The organism is Flavobacterium psychrolimnae (genome assembly GCF_003312425.1).
Lineage (GTDB): Bacteria > Bacteroidota > Bacteroidia > Flavobacteriales > Flavobacteriaceae > Flavobacterium > Flavobacterium psychrolimnae.
The window spans coordinates 342,415-366,668 of the sequence record NZ_QNUX01000002.1; the positions used below are offsets into that span (position 1 = coordinate 342,415).

A 24,254-nucleotide genomic window follows, 5' to 3' on the forward strand; every position below is an offset into this window, starting at 1 on the left:
AATCTAAAATCTAAATGAGTTTATCCACAACAAGTATTAGAAGACCCGTATTTACCATAGTAATCAATTTAGCCATCGTTTTGTTTGGCTTAATTGGTTACACTTTTCTGGGAGTTCGAGAATTTCCATCGATTGATCCCGCTCAAGTGTCTATTCGTACGAATTATGCCGGTGCAAATGCTGATATCATCGAATCTCAAATTACAGAACCGCTTGAAAAAGCAATCAATTCCATTGACGGAATTAGAAATGTAACTTCTTCCAGTGCGCAAGGAAGCAGTAATATAACTATCGAATTTAATCTGGATAAAAATCTGGAAGATGCAGCAAATGATGTCCGTGATAAAGTATCGCAAGCGGTAAGAAACCTGCCTCAGGATATCGATTCTCCGCCAGTAGTTTCTAAAGCGGATGCGAATGGCGATGCCATCATTTCGATGACCGTACAAAGTGATACGAGAAATGCATTAGAACTGAGTGATTATGCCGAAAATGTAATTTCACAACGTTTGGAGACTATTCCTGGCGTAAGTGGTGTCCAAATTTGGGGACAAAAAAGATACGCGATGCGTTTGTGGATTGATCCGGTTAAACTGGCTTCTTATGGATGTACCGTATCGGAAGTGAGAGATGCGTTGAATAAGCAAAATGTAGAGTTACCTTCAGGAAAACTAACTGGTGACAATACCGAATTGACGGTAAAAACAGTTGGAAACCTTTCTACTGCTGAAGAATTTAACAATATCATTATCCGTACTGAAGGTGAAAAAGTAGTACGTTTCAGCGATGTAGGATTAGCGAGCCTTGGACCAGAAAACACAGAAACCAAAATGACACAATCTGGAACGCCATTAGTTGGTGTCGCCATTGTGCCACTTCCAGGAGCTAATTATTTAGATATTTCTACAGCTTTTTATAAGGAATTCGAAAAATTAAAAAAGGATTTACCTAAAGATATTAAACTGAATATCGCCATTGACAATACTATTTTTGTAAAAAAATCGGTTATTGAAGTAGCGGAAACATTAGGAATTTCAATTGTTCTGGTAATCTTGATTATCTATTTATTCTTCCGGGATTGGGCGATTGCTTTTAGACCGTTGATTGATATTCCTGTTTCGTTAATCGCTACTTTCTTTATCATGTGGCTTTTTGGTTTTTCTATAAACGTATTGACTTTATTGGCAATCGTTTTGGCAACGGGACTAGTGGTCGATGATGGAATTGTGGTCACCGAGAATATTTTCAAAAAAGTAGAAGAAGGCATGACGCCTATCGAGGCAGCCATCAAAGGATCTAACGAAATATTCTTTGCTGTAATTTCGATTTCGATCACCTTAGCAGCGGTATTTCTTCCTGTAATTTTCCTCGAAGGATTTGTCGGGCGACTGTTTAGGGAATTTGGCGTCGTCATTGGCGCAGCTGTACTGATTTCGGCATTTGTATCGTTGACATTAACCCCAATGTTGAACGCTTATTTAATGAAAGGCGGCGAACAAAAAAAATCAAAATTCTACATTCGAACGGAACCTTACTTTCAACAATTAAATAGTGGCTATGCTAGTGCATTAAGTCGTTTTATGAAGAAAAAATGGTTGAGTTTCCCTATCTTAATTGCTTGTTTTGGATTAATTTATTTGTTTTTCAACCTTTTGCAAAAAGAAACAGCACCTTATGATGACCGAAGTGGTTTTGTTTTAAGAATGACAACACCTGAAGGTTCCTCCTATGAATATACGGATCGCTTCATGCAGGAAGTGTCAAAATTAGTTGATGATTCGATTCCGGGCAAAAAAGTAGCCTTGGTAATTACATCTCCTGGTTTTGGATCTTCATCAGTAAACAGTGGTTTTATTCGGGTTTCATTGGTACAACCAAATGAAAGAACCGATTCCCAAAAAGAAATTGCAGAGAAACTGACCAAATGGACGAAGCAATATCCCGACGCAAAAACATCCGTAATTGAGCAACCAACTATCGCCGTAAACCGACGCGGTGGATTGCCGATTCAATACATTATTCAAGCTCCAAACTTTAAAAAACTGGAAGAAAAAATTCCTGTTTTCATGGATGAAGTTGCTAAAAACCCCACTTTTGCGGTTAGTGATGTGAATTTAAAATTCAATAAACCAGAAGTTAATGTAACCATTGACCGAGAAAAAGCGGAAAGTCTAGGAATTTCAGTGATTGATATTGCACAAACGTTACAACTTTCATTAAGCGGACAACGTTTTGGTTATTTCATGAGAAATGGAAAACAGTATCAGGTTATTGGACAATTTGACCAAAAAGACCGTTCAAAACCACTGGATTTAACCTCTATGTTTGTTAAAAATAATATGGGACAATTAATCCAAATGGATAATGTTGTAACGATTGAAGAAAAAAGTAATCCGCCACAATTGTACCACAACAATCGCTATATGGCGGCAACTGTTTCTGCTGGTCTTGCTCCGGGCAAAAGTATCAGCGATGGAATTGATGCAATGAACGAAATAAAAGCCAAAGTTCTTGACGATACGTTTACCACTGATTTAGGTGGAGAATCCAGGGATTTTGTTGAAAGTAGTTCGAATACTGCTTTTGCATTTGGTTTGGCTTTACTGTTGATATTTTTAATTTTGGCGGCACAATTTGAAAGTTTCATCGATCCTTTCATTATTATTCTGACAGTGCCAATGGCTGTTGCAGGAGCTTTGTTCTCCTTGTGGTTGTTTGACCAAACGTGGAATATTTTCAGCCAAATTGGGACTGTAATGCTTATTGGTTTGGTAACCAAAAACGGAATTCTGATTGTTGAGTTTGCGAACCAGCTGCGGGAACAAGGCAAACCAAAATTAGAAGCCATATTAGAAGCTTCGGAAGCACGATTACGCCCAATTTTAATGACGAGTTTGGCGATTTCACTAGGAGCTTTGCCAATTGCAATGTCTCTTGGAGCGGCATCAACGAGTAGAATTGGGATGGGAGTTGTAATTGTAGGAGGAACTATTTTCTCATTGGTATTAACATTATTCGTTATTCCAGCAATGTACTTGATGTGGTCCAAAGCCAGAAAACACTATCCTGAATTTGATCATATCGAAGAATATGAAAAAGATTTCAACTAATTTTAAAGGAACGTTGATGATTGAGATTAAAGAGATTCTTTAATCCGAATCAAAAAAATACAACTATGACACATACTAAAATACTTTTTCAAAGCTTTATACTAATCTTGTTCTGCGTTGAAACAGCTAGTGCTCAGGAAGTGCTAACTTTAGAAAGCGCTGTTAAAATAGCTTTGGAGAACAATTACGAAATAAAGATTGCTACCAATAATTTGACCATTCAAAAAACAAATGTTGCTATCGGAAACGCTGGAATGTTGCCTACTGTTACTGCTAATGTAGTTGATAATAACAGTATTCAAAATAGTTCACAAACGCGTCAGGACGGGACAGAAACTGAATTAGACAATGCCAAAAACAATAGTTTGACCTATGGCGTTGGACTGGATTGGACCATTTTTGATGGTATGCGCATGTTTGCACGAATGAATCAGTTGAAAGAATTGCAAAAACTGGGTGAAGCACAATTAAAGTTGACCGTAATTACAAGAATCAGTGACGTGAATGCTGCGTATTATGATTTGGTTCAGCAACAACAACAATTAGCGGCATTGGATACGACAATCGTTATTTCAAACCAGCGATTGACTTTGGCACAAAACAGATTTACGATTGGAAAAGCTTCAAAATTAGAAGTTTTGAATGCCCAAGTGGATTTGAATACGGATCAGGTTGCATTATTAAGACAAAAGGAATTGTACGCTAACAGTAAAATTTTATTAAATCAATTGATGGCCAGAGATGTTTCTACAGATTTCAAAGTAATTGATCAGCTTGAAGTAGATTCCTTACTATTATTGCCGGAACTTAAAGCTTTAGCCGAAAAACAAAATCCGCAATTAGAAACTCAAATTATTAATAAAAGAGTGGCCGAATTAGAATTAAAGCAAATAAAAGCGGCACGTTATCCTACTCTTCGCGTAAATACTGCCTACAATTTTTCAGAAAGTCAATCTAGCCTTGGTTTTGTCGCACAATCACAATCGAGAGGTTTTAATTATGGTTTTAGTGCTTCATTAAATTTATTTGATGGTTTTGCACAAAACCGAAATGAGAAAATCGCCAAGATTCAAATTGAAAATTCCAAATTAAATATTGATCAGCAAAATTTAGCTTTAAACTCACAATTGGCAACTTCTTATCAAACCTATTTGACGAATTTAGAATTGATTGCTTTGGAAGAAAAAAATGAATCAATTGCCAAGCAAAATTTGAACATAACTTTAGACAAATTCCGCATTGGAACCATAACTACTTTAGAATTCAGAACTGCACAATTGAATTATGTGAATGCCAAAGTTCGTTATAGCAATGCACAATTTCAAGGAAAATTATCTGAAATCGCATTACGAGAATTGGCTGGAAATCTTATTTTTTAATTTACTTTTGTTAAAAAAAGCATCTTAAATGGTTTCATACAATACAAAAGACTGGTTCACTTTCATATTTCGCTTTCACAAAGCGGACACTTTTAGAACATTATTGCCAATAATGTTGGCTATTGGGCTATATTCCGGAATTATAGGTTATTTAGAAGTTGAATATTGGAAATTAGCGGATAACAGTTATGTAAAGAATATTACAATCATGCATGGAATGCTTGGTTTTGTGATTTCATTATTGCTGGTTTTCAGAACTAATACTGCTTACGACCGTTGGTGGGAAGGACGAAAAATGTGGGGCGCTTTAGTGAATAACAGCCGAAATTTTGCCATTAAACTTTCTGTGATTTTAACAGATGAAAAAGACTTAGCTTATTTCAGAAAATTAATTCCCAGCTATGCTTCTATTTTAAACAAACATTTAAAAGATGAGGAAACCAGTAAACAGCTATTTGACGATGTTGATTTAGAAATTGATCATCACAAACACAAGCCGAATCAGGTTGCAAAAATGTTGTTTCAAAAGATCAATGATTTATACGATTCCAAAAAAATAACGGGTGATCAACTGATTATTTTAAACGAAGAAGTAAAATCCTTTACCGATATTTGCGGAGCTTGTGAAAGAATAAAAAACACTCCTATTCCCTACTCTTACAGCGCTTTTTTGAAGAAATTTATTTTCTTTTATGTGATGACTTTACCTTTTGGATATGCTTTTAGCCTTGGGTATTATGTAGTTCCTGTTGTAGTATTCATTTTTTATGTTTTAGCGAGTTTAGAGTTAATTGCTGAGGAAATTGAAGATCCTTTTGGAGCTGACGAAAATGATTTACCTACACATAAAATTGCGGAGAACATCAAAAAACATGTCGAAGAGTTACTTTAAATTTTGTTAAACCGTGCTCTGATTCTAATTATTTTTTATTAAATTTAAGCTTTGCCTTTTTTAAAGTTTAAAATATATGAATAGTAACCGCGCGTTTATAAATCCACCTCTTTTATCTAACGAGAAATCATTAAAAACATTAGTTGAAAATAGAACAGTTTACTCGTTGAATCATTGCGAGCTGAATCTTTTTGAAACTTATGAATCTACGGCATTAGTTCCTTTGAAATTTAATGACTTTGTGGTCACCAGCATGTTACGAGGCAAAAAAGTAATGCATCTTTTTGACGATCCTGGTTTTGTTTATTTACCGGGAGAAACCGTTGTGATTCCTTCAAATGTGGAAATGAAAATAGATTTTCCGGAAGCTTCAAAAAATAATCCTACGCAGTGTTTGGCTTTGGCGATAGACCAAACTAAAATTACCGATACATTACAGTTTTTGAATGAACGTTATCCAAAAGAAGGGAAAAACCAATTCTGGCAATTGGATTACCAAAATTATTTCTTTTATAATAATGTGGAATTAGCCACGACGATAAATAAGTTAATCAAAGAATGCATGAGTACTTCGATTACAAAAGATGCCTTGGCCGATTTGACTTTGCAGGAATTACTGATTCGGATTATTCAAACTCAAACTGCAAAAGCAATAGATGATGGTTTATTTGCCGACCCAAAAAATCCCATTACACAAGTGGTAGAATTTATCCGCTTGAATTTAAAGGAAAATATCAGCATGAAAAATCTGAGCGAAAAAGCATGTATGAGCTCTACTTCGTTCTATAGACTTTTCAAAAGAGAATTAGGTATGAGTCCTATCGAATTTGTCATTGGCGAGAAAATAAGATGCGCCAAACAGTTACTTAAAAATCCTACAATACAAATTAATGAAGTTTGCTACTTATCCGGATTTGAAGATTCCAATTACTTTATTCGTTTGTTTAAAAAACACGAAGGAATTACTCCCAAACAATACCAATTATTGTACGTAATCAATTAGATTTATTCAATATACGTTACGGGTTCAAGCGATAATTCTTCTTCAGGAGTGAAAATTCTATATTCGATTCGGAATGTTTTTTTCAAAGGTGTTTCCAATGAAAATCCTCCAACCCCAAATGCATCAATCACATCCAAAGTAAAATGAGCGTGTTTCCAGTATTCGAATAAATCCTTGTCTACCCAGAACTCCGTATTTTCGATTGTACCAATACAAACATCACCCAATCTTTGATAGAAACCTCCTTTTTCAAAACATTGCGGTTGCGTTCCTTCACAACAACCTCCAGCCTGGTAAAACATCAAATCTCCATGCTTTTCCTTTAAAATTTTGATTAATTCTATTGCTTTATCTGTGGCATCAATTCTTTTTATCATAGTTTGTGATTTAAAAATACAACCATAATTATTGAAAATTATGGCTGTATAATTTTATTAAATTAATAACGGATTCATTCTATCCGTTAATATCAATCAAAATTTTAACTTGAGAAGGATTCGAAACCAATACTTCAAATCCTTCCGTAACAATTTCATCTAATGTAATTCTTTTAGTTACTAATTTTTCAACCGGCATACGTCCAAGGTCAATTAATTTTATAACTTGAGGAAATATATTTCTGTAGGCAATAATCCCTTTGATTGTAATTTCGCGAACTACCTGATCAAAAGCATCGTGAGTTACCGGTTTTCCAAATAAAGCAACTAAAACAGCAGTTCCACCATTTTTTAAACTGGCAATTCCTCCATCATATGAGGCTTGAACACCTGCAGCATCAAGAAAAATATCAACACCACCAGCAATCAAGTCTTTAATTTGTTGCGGAATATTTTCACTTTTACCGTTGATGATAGTTGTTGCGCCAATTTCTTTGGCTTTTTCCAAACGTTTTTCAGCGATATCAACAACAATAATTTCTGCTGCTCCGGCAGCAATAGCAGCCTGAACACATAAAAGTCCAATTGGTCCAGCACCATAAATCAAACAAGATTGTCCCATTTTTAAACCACTTTGCAAAACAGCATACACGGCAACTGCAGCAGGTTCTACCAAAGCACCTTGTTCAAAACTCATTGAATCCGGTATTTTGTGGACCATATAATCCTCTACAACCGTATATTTTGCAAAACCACCATTAGAAGTCAACCCAATAAAACCAAGTGGTTCAGACAGATTATATTCTCCATTAGTAATGAATGGACTATCGGGGTTTTTGAAAAGCGGTTCTACCACCACTCTGTCTCCTATTTTTAAATGTTTTACATCTTCCCCAAGTTCACAAATTATTCCTGCAAATTCGTGTCCTAAAGTAGTTGTGCCTTGATGACCGTTTAAAGGATACGGTTTTTCAACTGGAATCAGCATGGGACCATGTGTGTATTCGTGAAGATCTGAACCACAAATTCCTGCAAATTGAACTTCAATTTTAACTTGGTTTGAACCTGTTGTTGGGATTTCTGTTTCTTCTACTCTAATATCTTTTGCAGCATGCCAGCGGGCAGCTTTCATTGTTTTTGGTGACATAGTATTTTGATTTATAAAAAAAAGGTAAGCTTTATAACTTACCTTTTTTTAATTTTTATTTCATCTCTAAAAGAAACCTAATCTCTTTTTATCATAAGAAATCAGCATATTTTTTGTTTGGCGGTAATGACCTAACATCATTTTATGATTTTCACGACCAATTCCAGATTGTTTGTATCCACCAAAAGGTGCTCCTGCAGGATAAGAATGGTATTGATTAATCCAAACACGACCTGACTGAATCGCTCTTGGAACCTGATAAATTTCATGTGCATCACGTGTCCAAAGTCCAGCTCCTAAACCATACATCGTATCATTTGCAATAGCAATCGCTTCTTCAGTTGTTTTGAAAGTAGTAACAGCTAAAACGGGTCCAAAAATTTCTTCCTGAAAAATACGCATTTTGTTATGCCCTTTGAAAAGTGTCGGTTTGATATAATATCCTTCCGCTAAATTCCCTTCTAGATGATTTTCTTCACCACCCGTTAGAACTTCTGCACCCTCTTCTTTTCCTAATTTTATATACGATAGAATTTTCTCTTTTTGAACCAAAGAAGTTTGCGCACCCATCATTGTTGTTCTGTCCAAAGGATTTCCCATTTTTATCGCTTCGGTTCTTTCAATTACTCGGGCAATAAATTTATCATAAATATCCTCGTGAACTAATAAACGTGAAGGACAAGTACAAATTTCACCTTGGTTTAAAGCAAACATTACCGCTCCTTCAATTGCTTTATCGAAGAAATCATCATCAGCATCACATACTGATTTCATGAAAATATTTGGAGATTTTCCACCTAATTCTAAGGTTACTGGAATAATATTTTCGGTAGCATATTGCATTACTAAACGACCTGTTGGCGTAGAACCGGTAAAAGCTGCTTTCGACACTTTTTTGTTCGTTACCAAAGCTCTTCCAAGTTCAGATCCAAAACCATTAACAATATTTATAACTCCAGGAGGAAGGATATCGCCAATTAATTCCATTAAAACTAAAATAGAAATTGGGGTACTTTCTGCTGGTTTTAAAACTACAGTATTTCCAGCTGCTAATGCCGGAGCAAGTTTCCAAACAGCCATTAAAATTGGGAAATTCCAAGGAATAATTTGAGCAATTACACCTAAAGGCTCGCTCAAAGCGATAGAAACAGTTTGTGAATCCAATTCGGTAATCGAACTTTCCTCCGCACGAATAACTCCAGCAAAGTAGCGGAAGTGATCAATTGCTAAAGGCATATCTGCTGCTAATGTCTCCCGAATTGCTTTTCCGTTATCAATCGTCTCAACAGTTGCAAGGTATTCCAAGTTATCTTCAATAACCTGAGCAATTTTATTCAATAAGTTACTACGTTCCGTTACAGATGTTTTTCCCCAAGTTTGAAAAGCTTCGTGTGCTTTATCAACAGCCAGCTCTAAATCTTCTTTACTAGAATGCGCCGCTTGTGTAAATACTTTTCCATCAATAGGAGAAACTACATCAAAATAGTTACCATTTACTGGTGCAACAAATTTTCCACCTATATAATTATCATATTTAGCCTTAAATTCAGGTCTTTTTACTACGTTATCCATATTGTTAAATTTTTATATTTTCTCAAAGTTAGTTTCCTAATTCTTCTTTTTATAGCACAATTCATTCAACTAATAGCATTAAATTTTCATATATTTTTTTTTAACCTAATTTTATTGTTTAATTCACATTTAATTATGTTTTCTACTATAATATTAACATTTTATTCCGATGTAGTTTAGACCAAATCTGACGCAAAAAAACCAAAAAAATTGTTTCTTACTCCAACCTGCAATCCTTATATTTGCAGTCTCATTAAAATTAACAGATGAAAATATCTTACAACTGGTTAAAACAATTCATTAAAATAGACTGGAAATCCGAGGAAACTGCAGCATTACTGACTGATTTAGGTCTGGAAGTAGAGATTGTTGACAAATACCAATCGGTAAAAGGCGGATTAGAAGGCATTGTTGTGGGACATGTACTTACTTGTATTCAACATCCGGATGCTGACCGACTAAAAATAACTACCGTTGATTTAGGAAATGGTGTTCCTGTTCAAATTGTATGTGGTGCCAGTAATGTTGCTGCAGGACAAAAAGTTCCCGTAGCTACCATTGGAACAACATTATATGACAAAGAAGGAGCCGCTTTTTCAATAAAAAAAGGAAAAATTCGCGGACAGGAAAGTCACGGAATGATTTGTGCCGAAGACGAATTAGGTCTTGGTGAAAGTCATGACGGAATTATGATATTGGATGATGCCTTATTACCTGGAACTCCAGCGGCAACGGTTTTCAAAATTGAAAATGACGAGGTTTTCGAAATTGGACTAACACCCAATCGTGCTGATGCAATGAGCCATTTAGGAACTGCTCGTGATTTAAGAGCCGGAATGCTGCAAAGTGGTGTCAACGTAGAGTTGATCACGCCATCTGTAAGTAATTTTAGAGTCGACAAAAGAACTCTAAAAATTGACATCGATGTAAAAGAATCGAAACTTGCTCCTAGATATTGTGGTGTGACTATTTCTGGAATTGAAGTAAAACCATCTCCAGCTTGGTTACAAAATAGATTAAAAGCGATTGGATTAAATCCAAAAAATAATATTGTTGATGTGACTAATTATGTTTTACATGAATTAGGTCAACCACTTCACGCCTTTGATGCTTCAAAAATTAACGGTAAAATAATAGTTCAAACTCTTCCTGCTGGAACCAAATTTACTACTCTGGATGATGTGGAAAGAACATTACATGAAGAAGATTTAATGATTTGTGACGAAAAAGGACCTTTGTGTATTGCAGGAGTTTTTGGCGGGAAAAAATCAGGAGTTTCAGAAAGCACCAATTCTATATTTTTAGAAAGCGCTTATTTCAATCCGATAAGTATTCGCAAAACAGCCAAAAGACATCAACTAAATACGGATGCTTCTTTCCGTTTTGAAAGAGGAATTGACCCAACTATTACAGAATATGCATTGAAACGTGCTGCTTTATTAATTCAAGAAGTTGCTGGAGGCGAAATAACATCTGATGTTATGAATATGTATCCTAAGAAAATTGAAGATTTTTCTGTTTTTTTAAACTTTAGTAAAGTCGCAAAAATTATTGGTCAGGAAATTCCAAAAGATACGATTAAGAAAATATTAGTTTCATTAGATATTAAAGTGAATAGTGTTTCAGATGCAGGATTAGGATTAACTATTCCTTCTTATCGTGTGGATGTACAAAGAGAAATTGATGTAATTGAGGAAATATTGAGAGTATACGGATACAACAACATTAATTTTTCAAAAAAATTAAATGCTACGGTTTCGAATTCACCTAGAAACGAAGATTATAAAATTCAAAATACGATTGCTACACAATTGAATTCTCAAGGTTTTCATGAAATGATGGCAAATTCATTGACTACTGCTGCTTATGCTGCGCTTTCAGATGAATTGAATGTTGCACACAATGTGACGATGCTTAATCCTTTGAGTGCTGATTTATCCACAATGCGTCAATCTTTATTATTTTCAGGACTGGAAGCTGTATCGTATAACATCAATCGTAAGAATGCAGATTTAAAATTATTTGAATTTGGCAAAACCTATCATAATTACCTTGCCGGTTACGAAGAGAAAAAACATTTGAGTTTATTCCTTACCGGTAATAGAAATCAAGAAAACTGGACCGCTACGCATAAGCCATCTGATTTCTTTCTGTTCAAAGGATATATTTTAGGAATACTTTCAAGATTAGGTTTAGAAAAAACACAAAACACTCCGGTAACTTCAGATGTTTTTTCTGAAGGAATAGCTATTTCGATTGGAAATGAAACTATTTTAGAATTTGGAGTTGTAAAAAAATCTATTCTAAAACATTTTGGAATCAAACAAGAAGTTTTTTATGCTGATTTTGATTGGGATACGATTCTAAAGAAAATCTCCACAAAAATCAAATATATTGAAATTCCTAAATATCCTGAAGTTCGCAGGGATTTAGCGTTGTTAATTGATAAAAGTATAACGTATGACAGTATTTACAACATTGCTCGTCAAACTGAGAAAGCACTTTTGAAAGATATTAATTTATTCGATGTTTATGAAGGAGAAAATCTTCCTGAAGGTAAAAAATCGTACGCTTTAAGTTTTACAATTCAAGACAGTTCTAAAACACTGACGGATGCACAAATTGATAAAATTATGGGCAAACTGCAAAATAATTTTGTAACTGAACTCGGAGCTACTTTGAGATAAGTGCAATTTTATCTAAAATATAATCCCGATACTAAAAAAATTTAGTATCGGGATTTTTTTATAACAAAAGAACCCTGCAAATAGCAGGGCTCTTAAGACTAACAAAATATCAACCTCTTATCAAAAATTATTGTTTAGGTAAAACAACTGTATCAACAACATGAATCACACCATTCGATTGGTTCACATCAGCAATTGTTACTTTAGATTTCCCACCATTTTCATCAGTAATATATAAATCTTTACCTTTCATCCAAGCTGTCAAAGTTCCACCGCTAACTGTTTTCATTGTAGCTTTTCCGTTGCCCATTTTAATTGCTTTTGCAATATCCGAAGCATTCATTTTTCCTGCAACAACATGATACGTAAGTATAGTTTGTAACATTTTTAAGTTTTCTGGTTTTAGCAATGTAGTTACAGTTCCTGCAGGTAATTTATCGAACGCGGCATTTGTTGGGGCAAAAACGGTGAATGGTCCTTTACTTTGTAATGTTTCAACTAATCCAGCTGCTTTTACTGCTGCAACTAAAGTAGTATGATCTTTAGAATTTACTGCGTTCTCAACAATGTTTTTAGACGGATACATAGCAGCTCCTCCAACCATTACTGTTTTTTGAGCGAAAGAAGTTGCTCCGAATACTAATGCCATAAATGCAATTGATAAAAATTTTCTAGTTTTCATAAAATCTGTTTTTTTAAGTTATATAAAAGCATTTACGCACAATAAGAACTTTTGGTTTTAAAAAAATTAAAATATTTTTTAAAATACTGATTTTAAACTATTTGAAAGCTATTTTTTTTACTATTGTGAAAATGAGATGAAGTAAAAATGTTCTGCTGCTAAAACTTTTAAACAAAAAAAGCCTCGCAAATTGCGAGGCTTTCTATATTCAAAAAATTTCAAGAAATTATTTTTTCTCTGATTTTTCCATTTTAGCTTTCAATGCAGCTAACATATCATTGTTGTCACCTAAAGTTGCAGCTGGTGCATTTGTAGATGAGTTAGATGAAGTATTTTCAGTAGCTGTTTTCACATTTTTCTCTTCTTCTTCACGGAAGATAGCAGTGTGAGATGCAACTACTCTTTTGAATTCTTTGTTGAATTCGATTACTTTGAAATCAGCTGAATCACCTTTTTTCAATTTCTTTCCGTCTTCTTTTTCAAGGTGACGAGTAGGAATGAAAGCAACGATATCATCTCCAAATTCTACAGTAGCTCCTTTGTCAACGATTTCAGAAATTTCACCTGTGTGGATAGTTCCAACTGCGAAAGAATCTTCATATTGATCCCAAGGATTAGCAGTAGTTTGTTTGTGACCTAAAGATAATTTACGTCCATCAACATCTAATTCTAATACTACTACGTCTAATTTTTCACCAACATTTACAAATTCAGATGGGTGTTTGATTTTCTTAGTCCAAGATAAGTCAGAGATGTAAATTAATCCATCAATTCCTTCTTCTAATTCTACGAAAATACCAAAGTTTGTAAAGTTTCTAACGATACCTGAATGTTTAGAACCTACAGGATATTTAGAAGTGATATCAGTCCAAGGATCTTGAGACAATTGTTTGATACCTAATGACATTTTACGGTCATCTCTGTCTAAAGTTAAGATAACTGCTTCAACAACATCACCTACTTTTACGAAATCTTGAGCAGAACGTAAATGAGTAGACCAAGACATTTCAGAAACGTGGATCAAACCTTCAACACCTTCAGCAACTTCGATGAAAGCACCGTAGTCAGCGATTACAACTACTTTGCCTTTTACTTTGTCTCCAATAGCTAATTTAGCATCTAGAGCATCCCAAGGGTGAGCGTTTAATTGTTTCAATCCTAATTGTATTCTTGTTTTTTCGTCATCGAAATCAAGGATTACAACATTTAATTTTTGATCTAATTCAAGAACTTCAGATGGGTGGTTGATTCTTGACCAAGAAAGGTCAGTAATGTGAATCAATCCATCAACTCCACCTAAGTCAATAAAGACACCATAAGAAGTAATGTTTTTAACAACACCTTCTAATACTTGTCCTTTTTGTAATTGACCGATGATTTCTTTTTTCTGGATTTCGATATCCGCTTCAATAAGCGCTTTATGAGAAACAACAACATTTTTGAATTCGTGGTTAATTTTTACCACTTTGAATTCCATCATTTTGTTTACATATACATCGTAGTCTCTAATTGGTTTAACATCAATTTGAGATCCTGGTAAGAAAGCTTCAATTCCGAAAACGTCAACGATCATACCACCTTTAGTTCTGCATTTTACAAAACCATTAACGATTTCTCCTGTTTCGTTAGCCGAAATAACTCTATCCCATGATTTGATAGTACGTGCTTTTCTGTGAGATAAAACTAATTGACCAGTTTTGTCCTCACGGATGTCAATTAATACTTCAACAGTATCACCTACTTTTAAGTTTGGGTTGTAACGGAATTCGTTCAATGAAATAACACCTTCCGATTTTGCGTTGATATCAACAATAACGTCTCTATCTGTAATTCTAACAACTGTACCATCAACCACTTCTTCTTGATCAGTAGCGATAAATGTTTTCGAAACTAGTTCTTCGAATTCTAATAAGTTTTTCTCATCAACAGCATCAATACCTTCTTCGAAATTGTGCCAGTTAAAATTTGCTAAAAACTCTTCTTGTGATTTTACTTGTTCAGACATGCTGATTAAAAATTTGTATTCTGTATTCTCTCGAGTTTCTTAATGTGCCAGAAAACAGCAGAAGTTGTTTGTATAATTAATTGAACCCCAAAGGAAACTCTTATTCACCAAAAGGACTGCAAAAGTAACACTTTTATATTAAATAACAAAATATTTATGTTGCCATAATCGATTGATTATTAGGAGCAGAACATTTTGGGGTTTTTATAAACTCTGCTCCCGCTTTCCGCTGTATCCACGCCCAAAAGCGTGGGATGCCGCTTCAATCGGGGCTAATTAACTTCAATTGGTTTTTCAACATAAAAAAACCCGATAGCTATTTTTCAGTTATCGGGTTCTATTTATTTTTCTGTTGCTTTTTAATGACTTATATTTTCAACATCCAAAGGGTTGTGTTTGTGTTTGAAAAGTACCGCAAATGCAACCGCAATTATCAACGCATATATTGCAAAAGCCAGCCAAATCGTATGCCAGTCTTTCATTAAAACCACTTTGCTGAACAATCCATCAGCTCCTATTGAATTCCCTTGACCAGTAACAAATTCTAACATTTTTGAATTTGTCGTTTCTGTTTCCAAAAAACCAGCTAACTCAGTGGTATTGTTAAATGATTTTGTAAAATATTTATCAATTGCCCATCCGGAAGTAAAACTTCCCAAAACCGCTCCAAAACCATTGGTCATCATCATAAACAAACCTTGTGCTGAAGAACGATTTTTTGGATCTGTATTCGTTTCCACAAATAATGATCCTGATATATTAAAGAAATCAAATGCCATTCCGTATACCACGCAAGACATAATAATCATCCATAATCCGCTTGTTGGATTTCCGTAAGCAAATAATCCAAAACGCAATACCCAAGCCAACATACTAATCAACATAACCTGTTTGATTCCAAAACGTCTTAAAAAGAAAGGAATTGCAAGAATAAATAAAGTCTCCGATATTTGAGAAATTGACATGATAATCGTTGAATATTCAACCACGAACGAATCCGCATATTTTGGAAAATGTTTAAATTCATCCAAGAAAACATCTCCGTAAGCATTTGTCAGTTGTAAAGCGCCTCCCAAAAACATAGAAAAAACAAAAAACAAAGCCATTTTGTAATCGGCAAATAACTTGAAAGACTCTAATCCTAACGTTTCCATTACAGATGCATTCTCTTTAGATAAACGTTGCGGTTTACATTTTGGTAAAGTAAAAGAATAAATTCCCAGAACAATTGCCGCTAAACCGGCAATATAAAACTGATATTCAGTTGCTTTATTTCCAGTTAAATTGGTAATCCACATTGCAACAATAAAACCGATTGTTCCCCAAACCCTAATAGGCGGGAAATTCTTGATCACATCTTTATTGTTTAATTTTAAAGCTGTATAGGATATTGAATTACTCAAGGCAATCGTTGGCATGTAAAAACACATTGCCAAAAGCATAATGTAAATAAAGGTTTCCGGCGTGGAAACTTGTGGAATATAGAATAGAACCCCAGCATATAAAATATGAAGAATTCCGTATAGTTTTTCAGCATTTACCCATCTGTCAGCGATAATTCCGGTCAGTGTTGGCATAAATAAAGAAGCAATTCCCATTGTTCCAAAAACCAACCCAAACTGAGTTCCCTCCCAATTCTTGGTGCCAAACCAGTAATTCGCAATGGTAATCAACCAAGCTCCCCAAACAAAAAACTGAAGAAAGCTCATTATTACCAATCTATTTTTAATTCCCATGAGATGAATTGTTATTTATTTTTTAAAAATTAACAGGGCGTAAATCTACTATTAAAAATGAGATCTGCAAATAATTATATCGTTTTAGTAATTTCATTTACCAATTCTAAAACAAGCTTGAATTGTTCCTCACGATTCAAATGTGAATTATCTATTTCTATAGCATCTTCAGCCATGACTAAAGGAGAATCTTCACGGTGCGTATCAATGTAATCGCGCTCTTCTACATTTGCCAAAACTTCTTCAAATGTTACAGTGTTACCTTTTGCGACCAATTCGTCATAACGTCTTTGTGCTCTAGTGGTTGCACTTGCAGTCATAAATATTTTAAGTTCCGCATTCGGAAAAACAACAGTACCAATATCTCTGCCATCCATTACAATTCCTTTGTCTTTTCCCATTTCTTTTTGCTGTTCAACTAATTTGGCACGAACCTCAGAAACTTCGGCAACTTTACTCACAAAACTGGAAACTTCAATCGTTCTGATTTCGGTTTCAACATTCACATCATTTAAATACATTTCGCCAAAGCCCAAATCCGCGTTGAATTTGAATTGCAATTTTATATTTGGCAAACTATTAATCAAGGTTTGTTTATCAAAAGATTCCGCATTTATGTAACCGTTTTGCATGGCAAAAAACGTCACGGCACGATACATCGCTCCCGTATCTACATAAACATATCCCAAATGATTGGCGAGTTGTTTTGCTAAAGTACTTTTTCCTGTAGAAGAGAAACCGTCAATGGCGATAGTAATTTTTTTATTCAAAATGTAAAATTTAAAGTTCTATGTTATATCAAAATTATTACTGGAAATTAACTGTCAGTCCAAATAGACTGGTATTTCCGGCTAATGTGTATCTGGAATACGAATAATTGAATTTCAGTTTATTTAATTTGAGTCCGAAACCTAATGAAACTCCGGAAAAATTCCTTTGTTCTTCAAGGCGTAATTCCTCTGCTCTTCTAAAGTTATATCCTACTCGCAGATTAAATGCTTTTTTCGGAAAAAGTTCTACACCCACAATTACGTGCCGCAAAGCATTATTCACAAAGGACACTTTTTCTTCGGTGGATTCACCATCAAAAGAAGATTCTGCTCTGGCTGGATTTGAAAAGGCAATATTCCATTGTTGTAAATTTTCTAATGTAAGATGCCACCGAATAGGAACGTTTTCCAATTCCTGTGAAACTCCCGCAATGATTTCAAGCGGCAGTTTCTCATTTGTACCATTATAAGTTGAAAACTGAGTTCCAATATTTCGAATAGCCAACGCCCAATTTACATCGTTTCTTTCATCAATAAATAAAGCCCCAATATCAAGCGCTCCGCCAAAAGAATGATAGGTTTCCAAAGTGGAAGAAATCAGTTTTGCACTCGCTCCTATATGAATATCAGTGTAGGGAATATTATAAGCATACCCAAAAGAAAGGGCTATTTCGCTTCCTGTAAATTCAGATGTAGGTTGGCCGTTTTCGTCAAAACCTTCAAAATTACCATAGTTAACATAATTTACTCCGGCCTGAAAAGTTTGCAAATGCCGGTCGTAAGTATAGGCGTAGGAAGCCGTTCCATAAGTTACTTCTTTATAATAACTGCCATAATTTAAAGCCAAATGGTTGTCCATTTCAGCATTTATTGTTGCCGGATTAAAATGAACCTGATTGACGTCATCATCATAAATCGTGATTACTTTTCCTCCCAAAGCTGCCTGTCTTGGCGAAGTCACCAAATTCAAAAACTGATAGGTATACTTCCCTCCTATTTGACTGTAAGAAACAGCACAAATAATAAGGAAACAGTATAGTAGAAGTTTTTTTAACATGCTTTAAATTGCAGTTGGTGTAAAATAAAAACGCAACTGCGAAGATAAAATTATAAATACAATAAATTGCAACTTTAAAACTCGTAATTGCAAATAAAAAATCCAAATTTCATCTCTTGAAAATCAAGTTTTGAAATTTGGATTTTTGATATTTATAATTTGTTATTTACTACAAATCCTTGGCATTTTTTACTTTCTGATCAGTCAAAGCATATTTTAATACTTCGCTCATTTCTTTTACATAGTGAAAAGAAAGTCCTTCCAAATATTCCGGTTTTATTTCATCAATATCACTCTTATTTTCATGACACAGAATAATTTCTTTGATATTCGCTCTCTTTGCAGCCAGAATTTTTTCTTTGATTCCACCTACTGGCAACACTTTTCCACGCAACGTGATTTCTCCTGTCATCGCCAAATTTTTCTTCACTCGTTTTTGTGTAAACAAAGAAACCAACGAAGTTAGCATTGCAATCCCTGCACTTGGACCGTCTTTTGGAGTAGCTCCCTCCGGAACGTGCAAGTGAATATTGTATTTAGAAAGAATCTCAGAATCCAATCCTAAAAGTTTTGCATTGGCCTTGATATATTCTAAAGCAATTGTTGCAGATTCTTTCATGACCGTACCTAAATTTCCAGTAATAGTCATGGTTCCCTTTCCAGGAGAAAGCAACGATTCTATAAACAGAATATCACCACCAACAGAGGTCCAAGCCAAACCAGTTACCACTCCGGCAACATCGTTGTTCTCGTATTTATCTCTTTCTAATCTGGGAACACCAAGAGTTTTTATGATATCTTCGTCCGTTACTTTTTTGTTATACTCCTCTTCCATCGCAACTGATTTGGCTGCGTTACGGATAACTTGAGCAATTTTAGCTTCTAAACCACGAACTCCAGATTCACGTGTATATCCTTCAACAATTTTCTCCAATTGTTTTTTTCCAATGGTCAAATCTTTAGTTGTCAAACCATGCTCTTTCAATTGTCTTGGAAACAAATGCTGACGCGCAATCTCTACCTTTTCTTCAATCGTATAGCCTGACATTTTGATGATTTCCATTCTGTCTTTCAACGCAGGTTGGATGGCAGCCATATTATTAGAAGTGGCAATAAACATCACTTTAGATAAATCATATCCCATTTCAAGGAAGTTATCATAAAACGAATTGTTTTGTTCCGGATCTAAAACCTCCAATAATGCAGATGAAGGATCACCTTGATTACTGTTAGATAGTTTATCGATTTCATCCAAAACAAAAACTGGATTCGAAGTTCCCGCTTTTTTCAAACTTTGAATAATTCTTCCCGGCATGGCACCAATATAGGTTTTTCTGTGTCCGCGAATTTCCGCTTCATCACGCAATCCACCAAGAGAAATTCTAACATATTTTCTACCTAATGCTTCTGCAATGGAGCGTCCAATTGAAGTTTTACCAACTCCAGGAGGACCTGTCAAACAAATAATTGGCGACTTCATATCATTTCGCAATTTTAAAACTGCCAAATGTTCTATCATTCTTTTCTTCACATCTTCAAGACCAAAATGATCTCTGTCCAATATTTTCTGAGCTCTTTTTAAATCGAAATTATCTTTAGAATATTCGTTCCAAGGCAATTCCAAGAACAACTCTAAGTAATTTCTTTGAATTCCAAAATCAGGCGCTTGTGGATTCATGCGGCGCATTTTAGACAATTCTTTTTCGAAATGTTTTTTGGTTTTCTCATCCCATTTTTTGGTCAAAGACTTTTGCAACATTTCGTCCATTTCCTCTTCCTGAGAAACACCACCCAATTCTTCTTGAATGGTTTTCATTTGTTGGTGCAAGAAATATTCACGTTGTTGTTGGTCTAAATCGAAACGAACTTTGGACTGAATATCATTTTTCAATTCGAGTTTTTGCAACTCAATATTCATATAACGAAGCGTCTCTAAAGCTCTTTCTTTCAATTCATTAATAGCCAACAAGTCTTGTTTCTCTTTAACAGAAAGATTCATATTAGAAGTCACAAAATTGACTAAAAATGATTGGCTTTCAATATTCTTAATGGCAAAAGTAGCTTCACTGGGAATGTTTGGACTTTCTTTAATAATTTGAATCGCTAATTCTTTGATTGAATCCAGAATCGCTACAAATTCAGTATCATTTTTCTTTGGTCTTTTTTCAGGAACTTCCTTGATTTTCGCAGTGATATAGGGCGTTTCATCAATAACAGCATCAATTTCGAAACGCTTTTTACCTTGAAGAATTACCGTTACATTCCCATCAGGCATTTTTAGCACGCGCAAAATACGAGCAACAGTACCTATTTTATGAATATCATCTTTGGTTGGATCTTCATCCTCTTCATTGATTTGAGCAACAACTCCAATCGTTTTTCCAGCGGCATTGGCGTCATTAATCAATTTAATTGATTTATCACGTCCCGCAGTAATTGGTATTACAACTCCTGGAAATAAAACCATATTTCGCAAAGGTAAAATCGCCAATAATTCCGGTAAAGCCTCATTATTCATTTCCTCCTCGTCCTCGGGAGTCAAAAGTGGAATTAAATCTGCTTCCGAATCAAATTCCTGAAGTGACAGATTGTCAATAGTAAGTATTTTATGATTTGACATATATTATTTAAGTCTTTTTGTCATTAAAAAATTCATTCTTTAAGCAAATATAAGGTTTCAAAATAGTCTTTTTATATAAAAGCGATGTTTAATCCTCAAAATTTGCATAACGGTAAAAGAGTCAATCTTTGTGCCAAAAGAAACTATCTTTATCCTATTTTTCATCAGAAAGTAAAAATACAGACCATGAAAACAGCAACAAATTAATCACTGCAGGAGCAATCAAATGAAAATTTTAGTTTTATTTTTATAAAAGTGTAACAAAGAAAAAATTAACAAGTCCTTACTATTAAATTACTAGCAGCTGTTTGAATGTAAATCAACATAATATCGAAGAATTGATTTTGCTCTGCAAGCAAAAAAATCAAAAAGCACAATGCGAAATTTACAATCGCTATGCAAAAGCCATGTATAATGTCTCGCAACGAATCGTAAAAGACAGCCATTTTGCAGAGGATGTAATGCAGGAAAGTTTCTTAAAAGCATTCACGCGAATAGATGATTACAAGCAAGAAGTTGCTTTTGGCGCTTGGCTAAAAAGAATTGTGGTGAATTGCAGTATTGATTTTTATAAAAAGAACAACCAATTCAAACCAGAAGATTTTGATGCGACACTTTATAAAATCGAAGAAACAGAAAATGGCATTTTAGAAAGCACTTCTTTCAAAGATTTAAAAGTAAAACAAATTTTAGACACCATCACTTCATTGAAATACAATTACAGAATGGTTTTAACACTATTTTTCATTGAAGGATACGACCAGGAAGAAATTAGCGAAATTTTGAATATCAGTTATGCCAATTGCAGAACTACACTGAGCAGAGCCAAAGATTGTTTGCGAAAAAAACTAGAGGAAATATGAAAAAGGAAAATAAAAAACTAGACCAATTATTTGAAAAATTTGAAAATCAATGGGATGTCGAGTTACTAGAAAGTAATCATGAGCAACGATTTGTACAAAAATTAAAATCTAAGAAATCGAATTGGAAACGTTTTGTTTCTATTGGAATCGCTGCTTCTATAGTACTTATATTAGGACTTTCAATTTTCAATACTACTCCTAAAAAAACTGAGGAATTACAATTTGCATCAAAAGAAACGAAACAAACAGATTCGATTTTTACTATTTTAATCGAAAAGGAATTAGAAAAAATAAAAGAAAAAAAATCACCTGAAAACGAAAAAATCATCGCTGATGCACTCAAACAAATGCGAATATTGGACAATGACTACGACAAAATAATTAAGGAACTCGAAATCAATGGAGAAAGTAAACAGATTATTTATGCAATGATCAGCAATCTTCAGACGCGGATTTCTTTTTTGCAAAGTGTACTGCAACATATTGAAAATAAGGAACAAAAAATAAACATAACTGATGAAAAAACAATGTAAAATACTGATTTTATTTATTTTAATTCCATTTTTTGGACATGCAATTGACAATGATTTCCTGCATTCCAAAGAAAAAAATATTAAAAAAGCATATTATGTAAATCCTGACGCAACGCTTTCGATTGACAATTCGTACGGTACTATTTCAGTAACAACTTGGAACGAAGACAAAATTGAACTTGACATAAGTATCAAAGTTAGCGGTGATAATGAGAATTGGGTCAACCAGCGCATTGAAACCATTGCTGTTGATATAGTCGCTTTGAAAGGAATGATTTCTGCCAAAACAATTCTGGGAAATTCCAGTTATAAAGGTCAAGGTAAAAACAATAGTTTTGAGATAAATTATACGCTCAAAATTCCAAAGAATGGAAGTGTAAAACTCAATAACAAATACGGCAATATCAGCACCTCTGATTTATTTGCAGAAGCGGATATCAAATGTAAATATGGAAAAATAACCTTGGGGAGATTGTCTGGAAACAGCAGTATTCAAATGGAATATTGCTCCAACTCGAGTATTGTATTTCTAAAAAATGGAATGGTAACAGCCAAATATTCGAATCTAAAAATTGGCGAAACAACTAAGTTAGATTTAATTTCGGATTACACGGATATCGAAATTGAGCAAAGTGATGCCATTAAATACAACAGTAAATATGGGAAAATCAGAATTCAAAATGTAAAAACCTTAGACGCATCAGGAAATTATTTGACGATAAAAATCGGAGAAGTGTTTGATTATTTAAAACTGAACACAAAATACAGTTCTTTAGCCGTTCAATCGATTAATGCAAAGGCAAATTCGGTTACTGTAGTTGCCGGATATACCGGAATCAATATTGGTTACCAGACTAATTTTGCTTTTGATTTTAATGTTCTTTTAAAATACGCTACCTTTAAATATGACTCTGATTTAGAAATTGATTCTAAAGAAGAAGTATCAAATTCTAAAAAATACAGCGGTTTTCACAAGAAAAAAGGACTTAATAATTTGAATATAATTTCAGATTATGGAAACGTAACATTAACTAAAAACCAATAACCTAAAAACAAAACTTATGAAAAAATCAATTCAATTATTTGTCAGTTGCGCAGTATTAATCACGTCGTTGGCTCAAGCACAATGGTCCAATAAAGCTAAAATAACTGGTAATGGAACTGTTGTGTCTGAAAAAAGAACAACATCTTCTTATAATGAAATTGCTGTAATAGGCTTTTTTGATGTGGAATTAGTTTCGGGAAATGAAGGAAACATAACTGTAAAAGGAGAAGAAAATTTACTGCCTTACATCAAAATTGAAGTTGTGAATCAAGTTTTGAAAATTTATTCAGAAAAGAACAAATACTTTAGCAGCAGTAAAGGAAAACAAATTATTATAACTGTTCCTTTCGAAAGTATTAATCAAGTTTCTTTGACCGGTTCCGGAGATGTATTGACTAAAAATCGTATCCAATCAAAATCATTTTCAGCTAAACTAATTGGCTCCGGCGACATGAATTTAGAAGTAGAAACAGATGATCTTGACGCTAATTTAAGCGGTTCCGGAGACTTAAAATTAACCGGAACAACAGTAAATTTAAACAGTAATTTAAACGGATCAGGCGATATAGATGCAGCAAATTTAAAAGCTAAAAACGTAACAGCGACCGTTTCTGGATCAGGAGATAATACAGTTTTCTGCAGTGAGAGCCTTCATGCCAGAGTTTCAGGTTCAGGAGATATTGAATATAAAGGCGATCCTAAGAAAAAAGATACCAAGGTTACTGGTTCAGGTAATATTTCAAAGTCTTAACTTCGAATTTAACATTATATAATAA

Annotated in this window: 18 protein-coding genes; 9 read left to right on the plus strand and 9 right to left on the minus strand. The window is 34.2% G+C overall.

Features of this window, described 5'->3' with window-relative positions:
• Positions 1–14: 14 nt before the first annotated feature.
• The 4 genes from DR980_RS03740 to DR980_RS03755 all read left to right on the plus strand — a co-directional run bounded on the left by DR980_RS03740 (position 15) and on the right by DR980_RS03755 (position 6,384).
• Complete coding sequence (locus DR980_RS03740; RefSeq protein WP_113633908.1) at positions 15–3,110, plus strand: efflux RND transporter permease subunit; 3,096 nt, start codon at positions 15–17, stop codon at positions 3,108–3,110.
• Between the two features lie 65 nt (positions 3,111–3,175).
• Positions 3,176–4,489 carry a TolC family protein gene (locus DR980_RS03745; RefSeq protein ID WP_113633909.1) on the plus strand — a complete coding sequence of 438 codons (1,314 nt, stop codon included), beginning with the start codon at positions 3,176–3,178 and terminating at the stop codon, positions 4,487–4,489.
• A gap of 28 nt (positions 4,490–4,517) precedes the next feature.
• Entirely contained in the window at positions 4,518–5,381 is an 864-nt protein-coding gene (locus tag DR980_RS03750) for a bestrophin family protein (protein WP_113633910.1), read from the plus strand.
• Between the two features lie 76 nt (positions 5,382–5,457).
• Entirely contained in the window at positions 5,458–6,384 is a 927-nt protein-coding gene (locus DR980_RS03755; RefSeq protein WP_113633911.1) for an AraC family transcriptional regulator, read from the plus strand.
• 2 nt (positions 6,385–6,386) lie between these two features.
• Here the strand turns inward: DR980_RS03755 and DR980_RS03760 are convergent, their stop codons facing one another.
• The 3 genes from DR980_RS03760 to DR980_RS03770 all read right to left on the minus strand — a co-directional run bounded on the left by DR980_RS03760 (position 6,387) and on the right by DR980_RS03770 (position 9,480).
• The gene (locus DR980_RS03760) at positions 6,387–6,761 is read right to left on the minus strand and encodes a DUF779 domain-containing protein (RefSeq protein ID WP_113633912.1); all 375 of its coding nucleotides are present in this window, start codon (positions 6,759–6,761) and stop codon (positions 6,387–6,389) included.
• A gap of 79 nt (positions 6,762–6,840) precedes the next feature.
• Entirely contained in the window at positions 6,841–7,908 is a 1,068-nt protein-coding gene (locus tag DR980_RS03765; protein WP_113633913.1) for a 2,3-butanediol dehydrogenase, read from the minus strand.
• 66 nt (positions 7,909–7,974) lie between these two features.
• Positions 7,975–9,480, minus strand: a complete 1,506-nt coding sequence (locus DR980_RS03770; protein ID WP_113633914.1) for an aldehyde dehydrogenase family protein — start codon at positions 9,478–9,480, stop codon at positions 7,975–7,977.
• A 266-nt stretch (positions 9,481–9,746) separates the two neighbouring features.
• Here DR980_RS03770 and pheT point away from each other — a divergent pair, with 266 nt between their 5' ends.
• Positions 9,747–12,167 (plus strand): phenylalanine--tRNA ligase subunit beta, encoded by a 2,421-nt coding sequence (gene pheT, locus DR980_RS03775; protein WP_113633915.1) that lies wholly within the window; start codon positions 9,747–9,749, stop codon positions 12,165–12,167.
• Positions 12,168–12,294: 127 nt separating this feature from the next.
• Here pheT and DR980_RS03780 read toward each other — a convergent pair whose 3' ends face one another.
• From DR980_RS03780 to lon, 6 genes are all read right to left on the minus strand, one after another.
• Positions 12,295–12,849 carry a fasciclin domain-containing protein gene (locus tag DR980_RS03780; RefSeq protein WP_113633916.1) on the minus strand — a complete coding sequence of 185 codons (555 nt, stop codon included), beginning with the start codon at positions 12,847–12,849 and terminating at the stop codon, positions 12,295–12,297.
• Between the two features lie 226 nt (positions 12,850–13,075).
• Positions 13,076–14,854 carry a 30S ribosomal protein S1 gene (gene rpsA, locus DR980_RS03785; protein ID WP_113633917.1) on the minus strand — a complete coding sequence of 593 codons (1,779 nt, stop codon included), beginning with the start codon at positions 14,852–14,854 and terminating at the stop codon, positions 13,076–13,078.
• A gap of 359 nt (positions 14,855–15,213) precedes the next feature.
• Complete coding sequence (locus DR980_RS03790; protein ID WP_113633918.1) at positions 15,214–16,590, minus strand: nucleoside permease; 1,377 nt, start codon at positions 16,588–16,590, stop codon at positions 15,214–15,216.
• A gap of 74 nt (positions 16,591–16,664) precedes the next feature.
• Positions 16,665–17,360 carry a (d)CMP kinase gene (gene cmk, locus DR980_RS03795; protein ID WP_113633919.1) on the minus strand — a complete coding sequence of 232 codons (696 nt, stop codon included), beginning with the start codon at positions 17,358–17,360 and terminating at the stop codon, positions 16,665–16,667.
• A gap of 37 nt (positions 17,361–17,397) precedes the next feature.
• On the minus strand, positions 17,398–18,417 hold the full coding sequence (gene porQ / locus DR980_RS03800) for a type IX secretion system protein PorQ (RefSeq protein WP_113633920.1): 1,020 nt from the start codon (positions 18,415–18,417) through the stop codon (positions 17,398–17,400).
• Positions 18,418–18,586: 169 nt separating this feature from the next.
• Positions 18,587–21,037, minus strand: coding sequence for an endopeptidase La (gene lon / locus DR980_RS03805; protein WP_113633921.1), 2,451 nt, complete (start codon positions 21,035–21,037; stop codon positions 18,587–18,589).
• Between the two features lie 308 nt (positions 21,038–21,345).
• On the opposite strand from lon, the gene DR980_RS03810 reads away from it, so the two are divergent.
• The 4 genes from DR980_RS03810 to DR980_RS03825 are packed head-to-tail and all read left to right on the plus strand — an operon-like array spanning position 21,346 to position 24,229.
• Positions 21,346–21,900, plus strand: coding sequence for an RNA polymerase sigma factor (locus DR980_RS03810; protein ID WP_113633922.1), 555 nt, complete (start codon positions 21,346–21,348; stop codon positions 21,898–21,900).
• Complete coding sequence (locus DR980_RS03815; protein WP_113633923.1) at positions 21,897–22,433, plus strand: anti-sigma factor; 537 nt, start codon at positions 21,897–21,899, stop codon at positions 22,431–22,433. The genes DR980_RS03810 and DR980_RS03815 overlap by 4 nt, the downstream gene beginning before the upstream one ends.
• Positions 22,417–23,478, plus strand: a complete 1,062-nt coding sequence (locus DR980_RS03820; RefSeq protein WP_113633924.1) for a hypothetical protein — start codon at positions 22,417–22,419, stop codon at positions 23,476–23,478. The genes DR980_RS03815 and DR980_RS03820 overlap by 17 nt, the downstream gene beginning before the upstream one ends.
• 16 nt (positions 23,479–23,494) lie before the next feature.
• A complete protein-coding gene (locus DR980_RS03825; protein WP_113633925.1) occupies positions 23,495–24,229 on the plus strand; it encodes a head GIN domain-containing protein in 735 nt (244 codons plus the stop codon).
• The last annotated feature ends 25 nt before the right edge of the window (positions 24,230–24,254 follow it).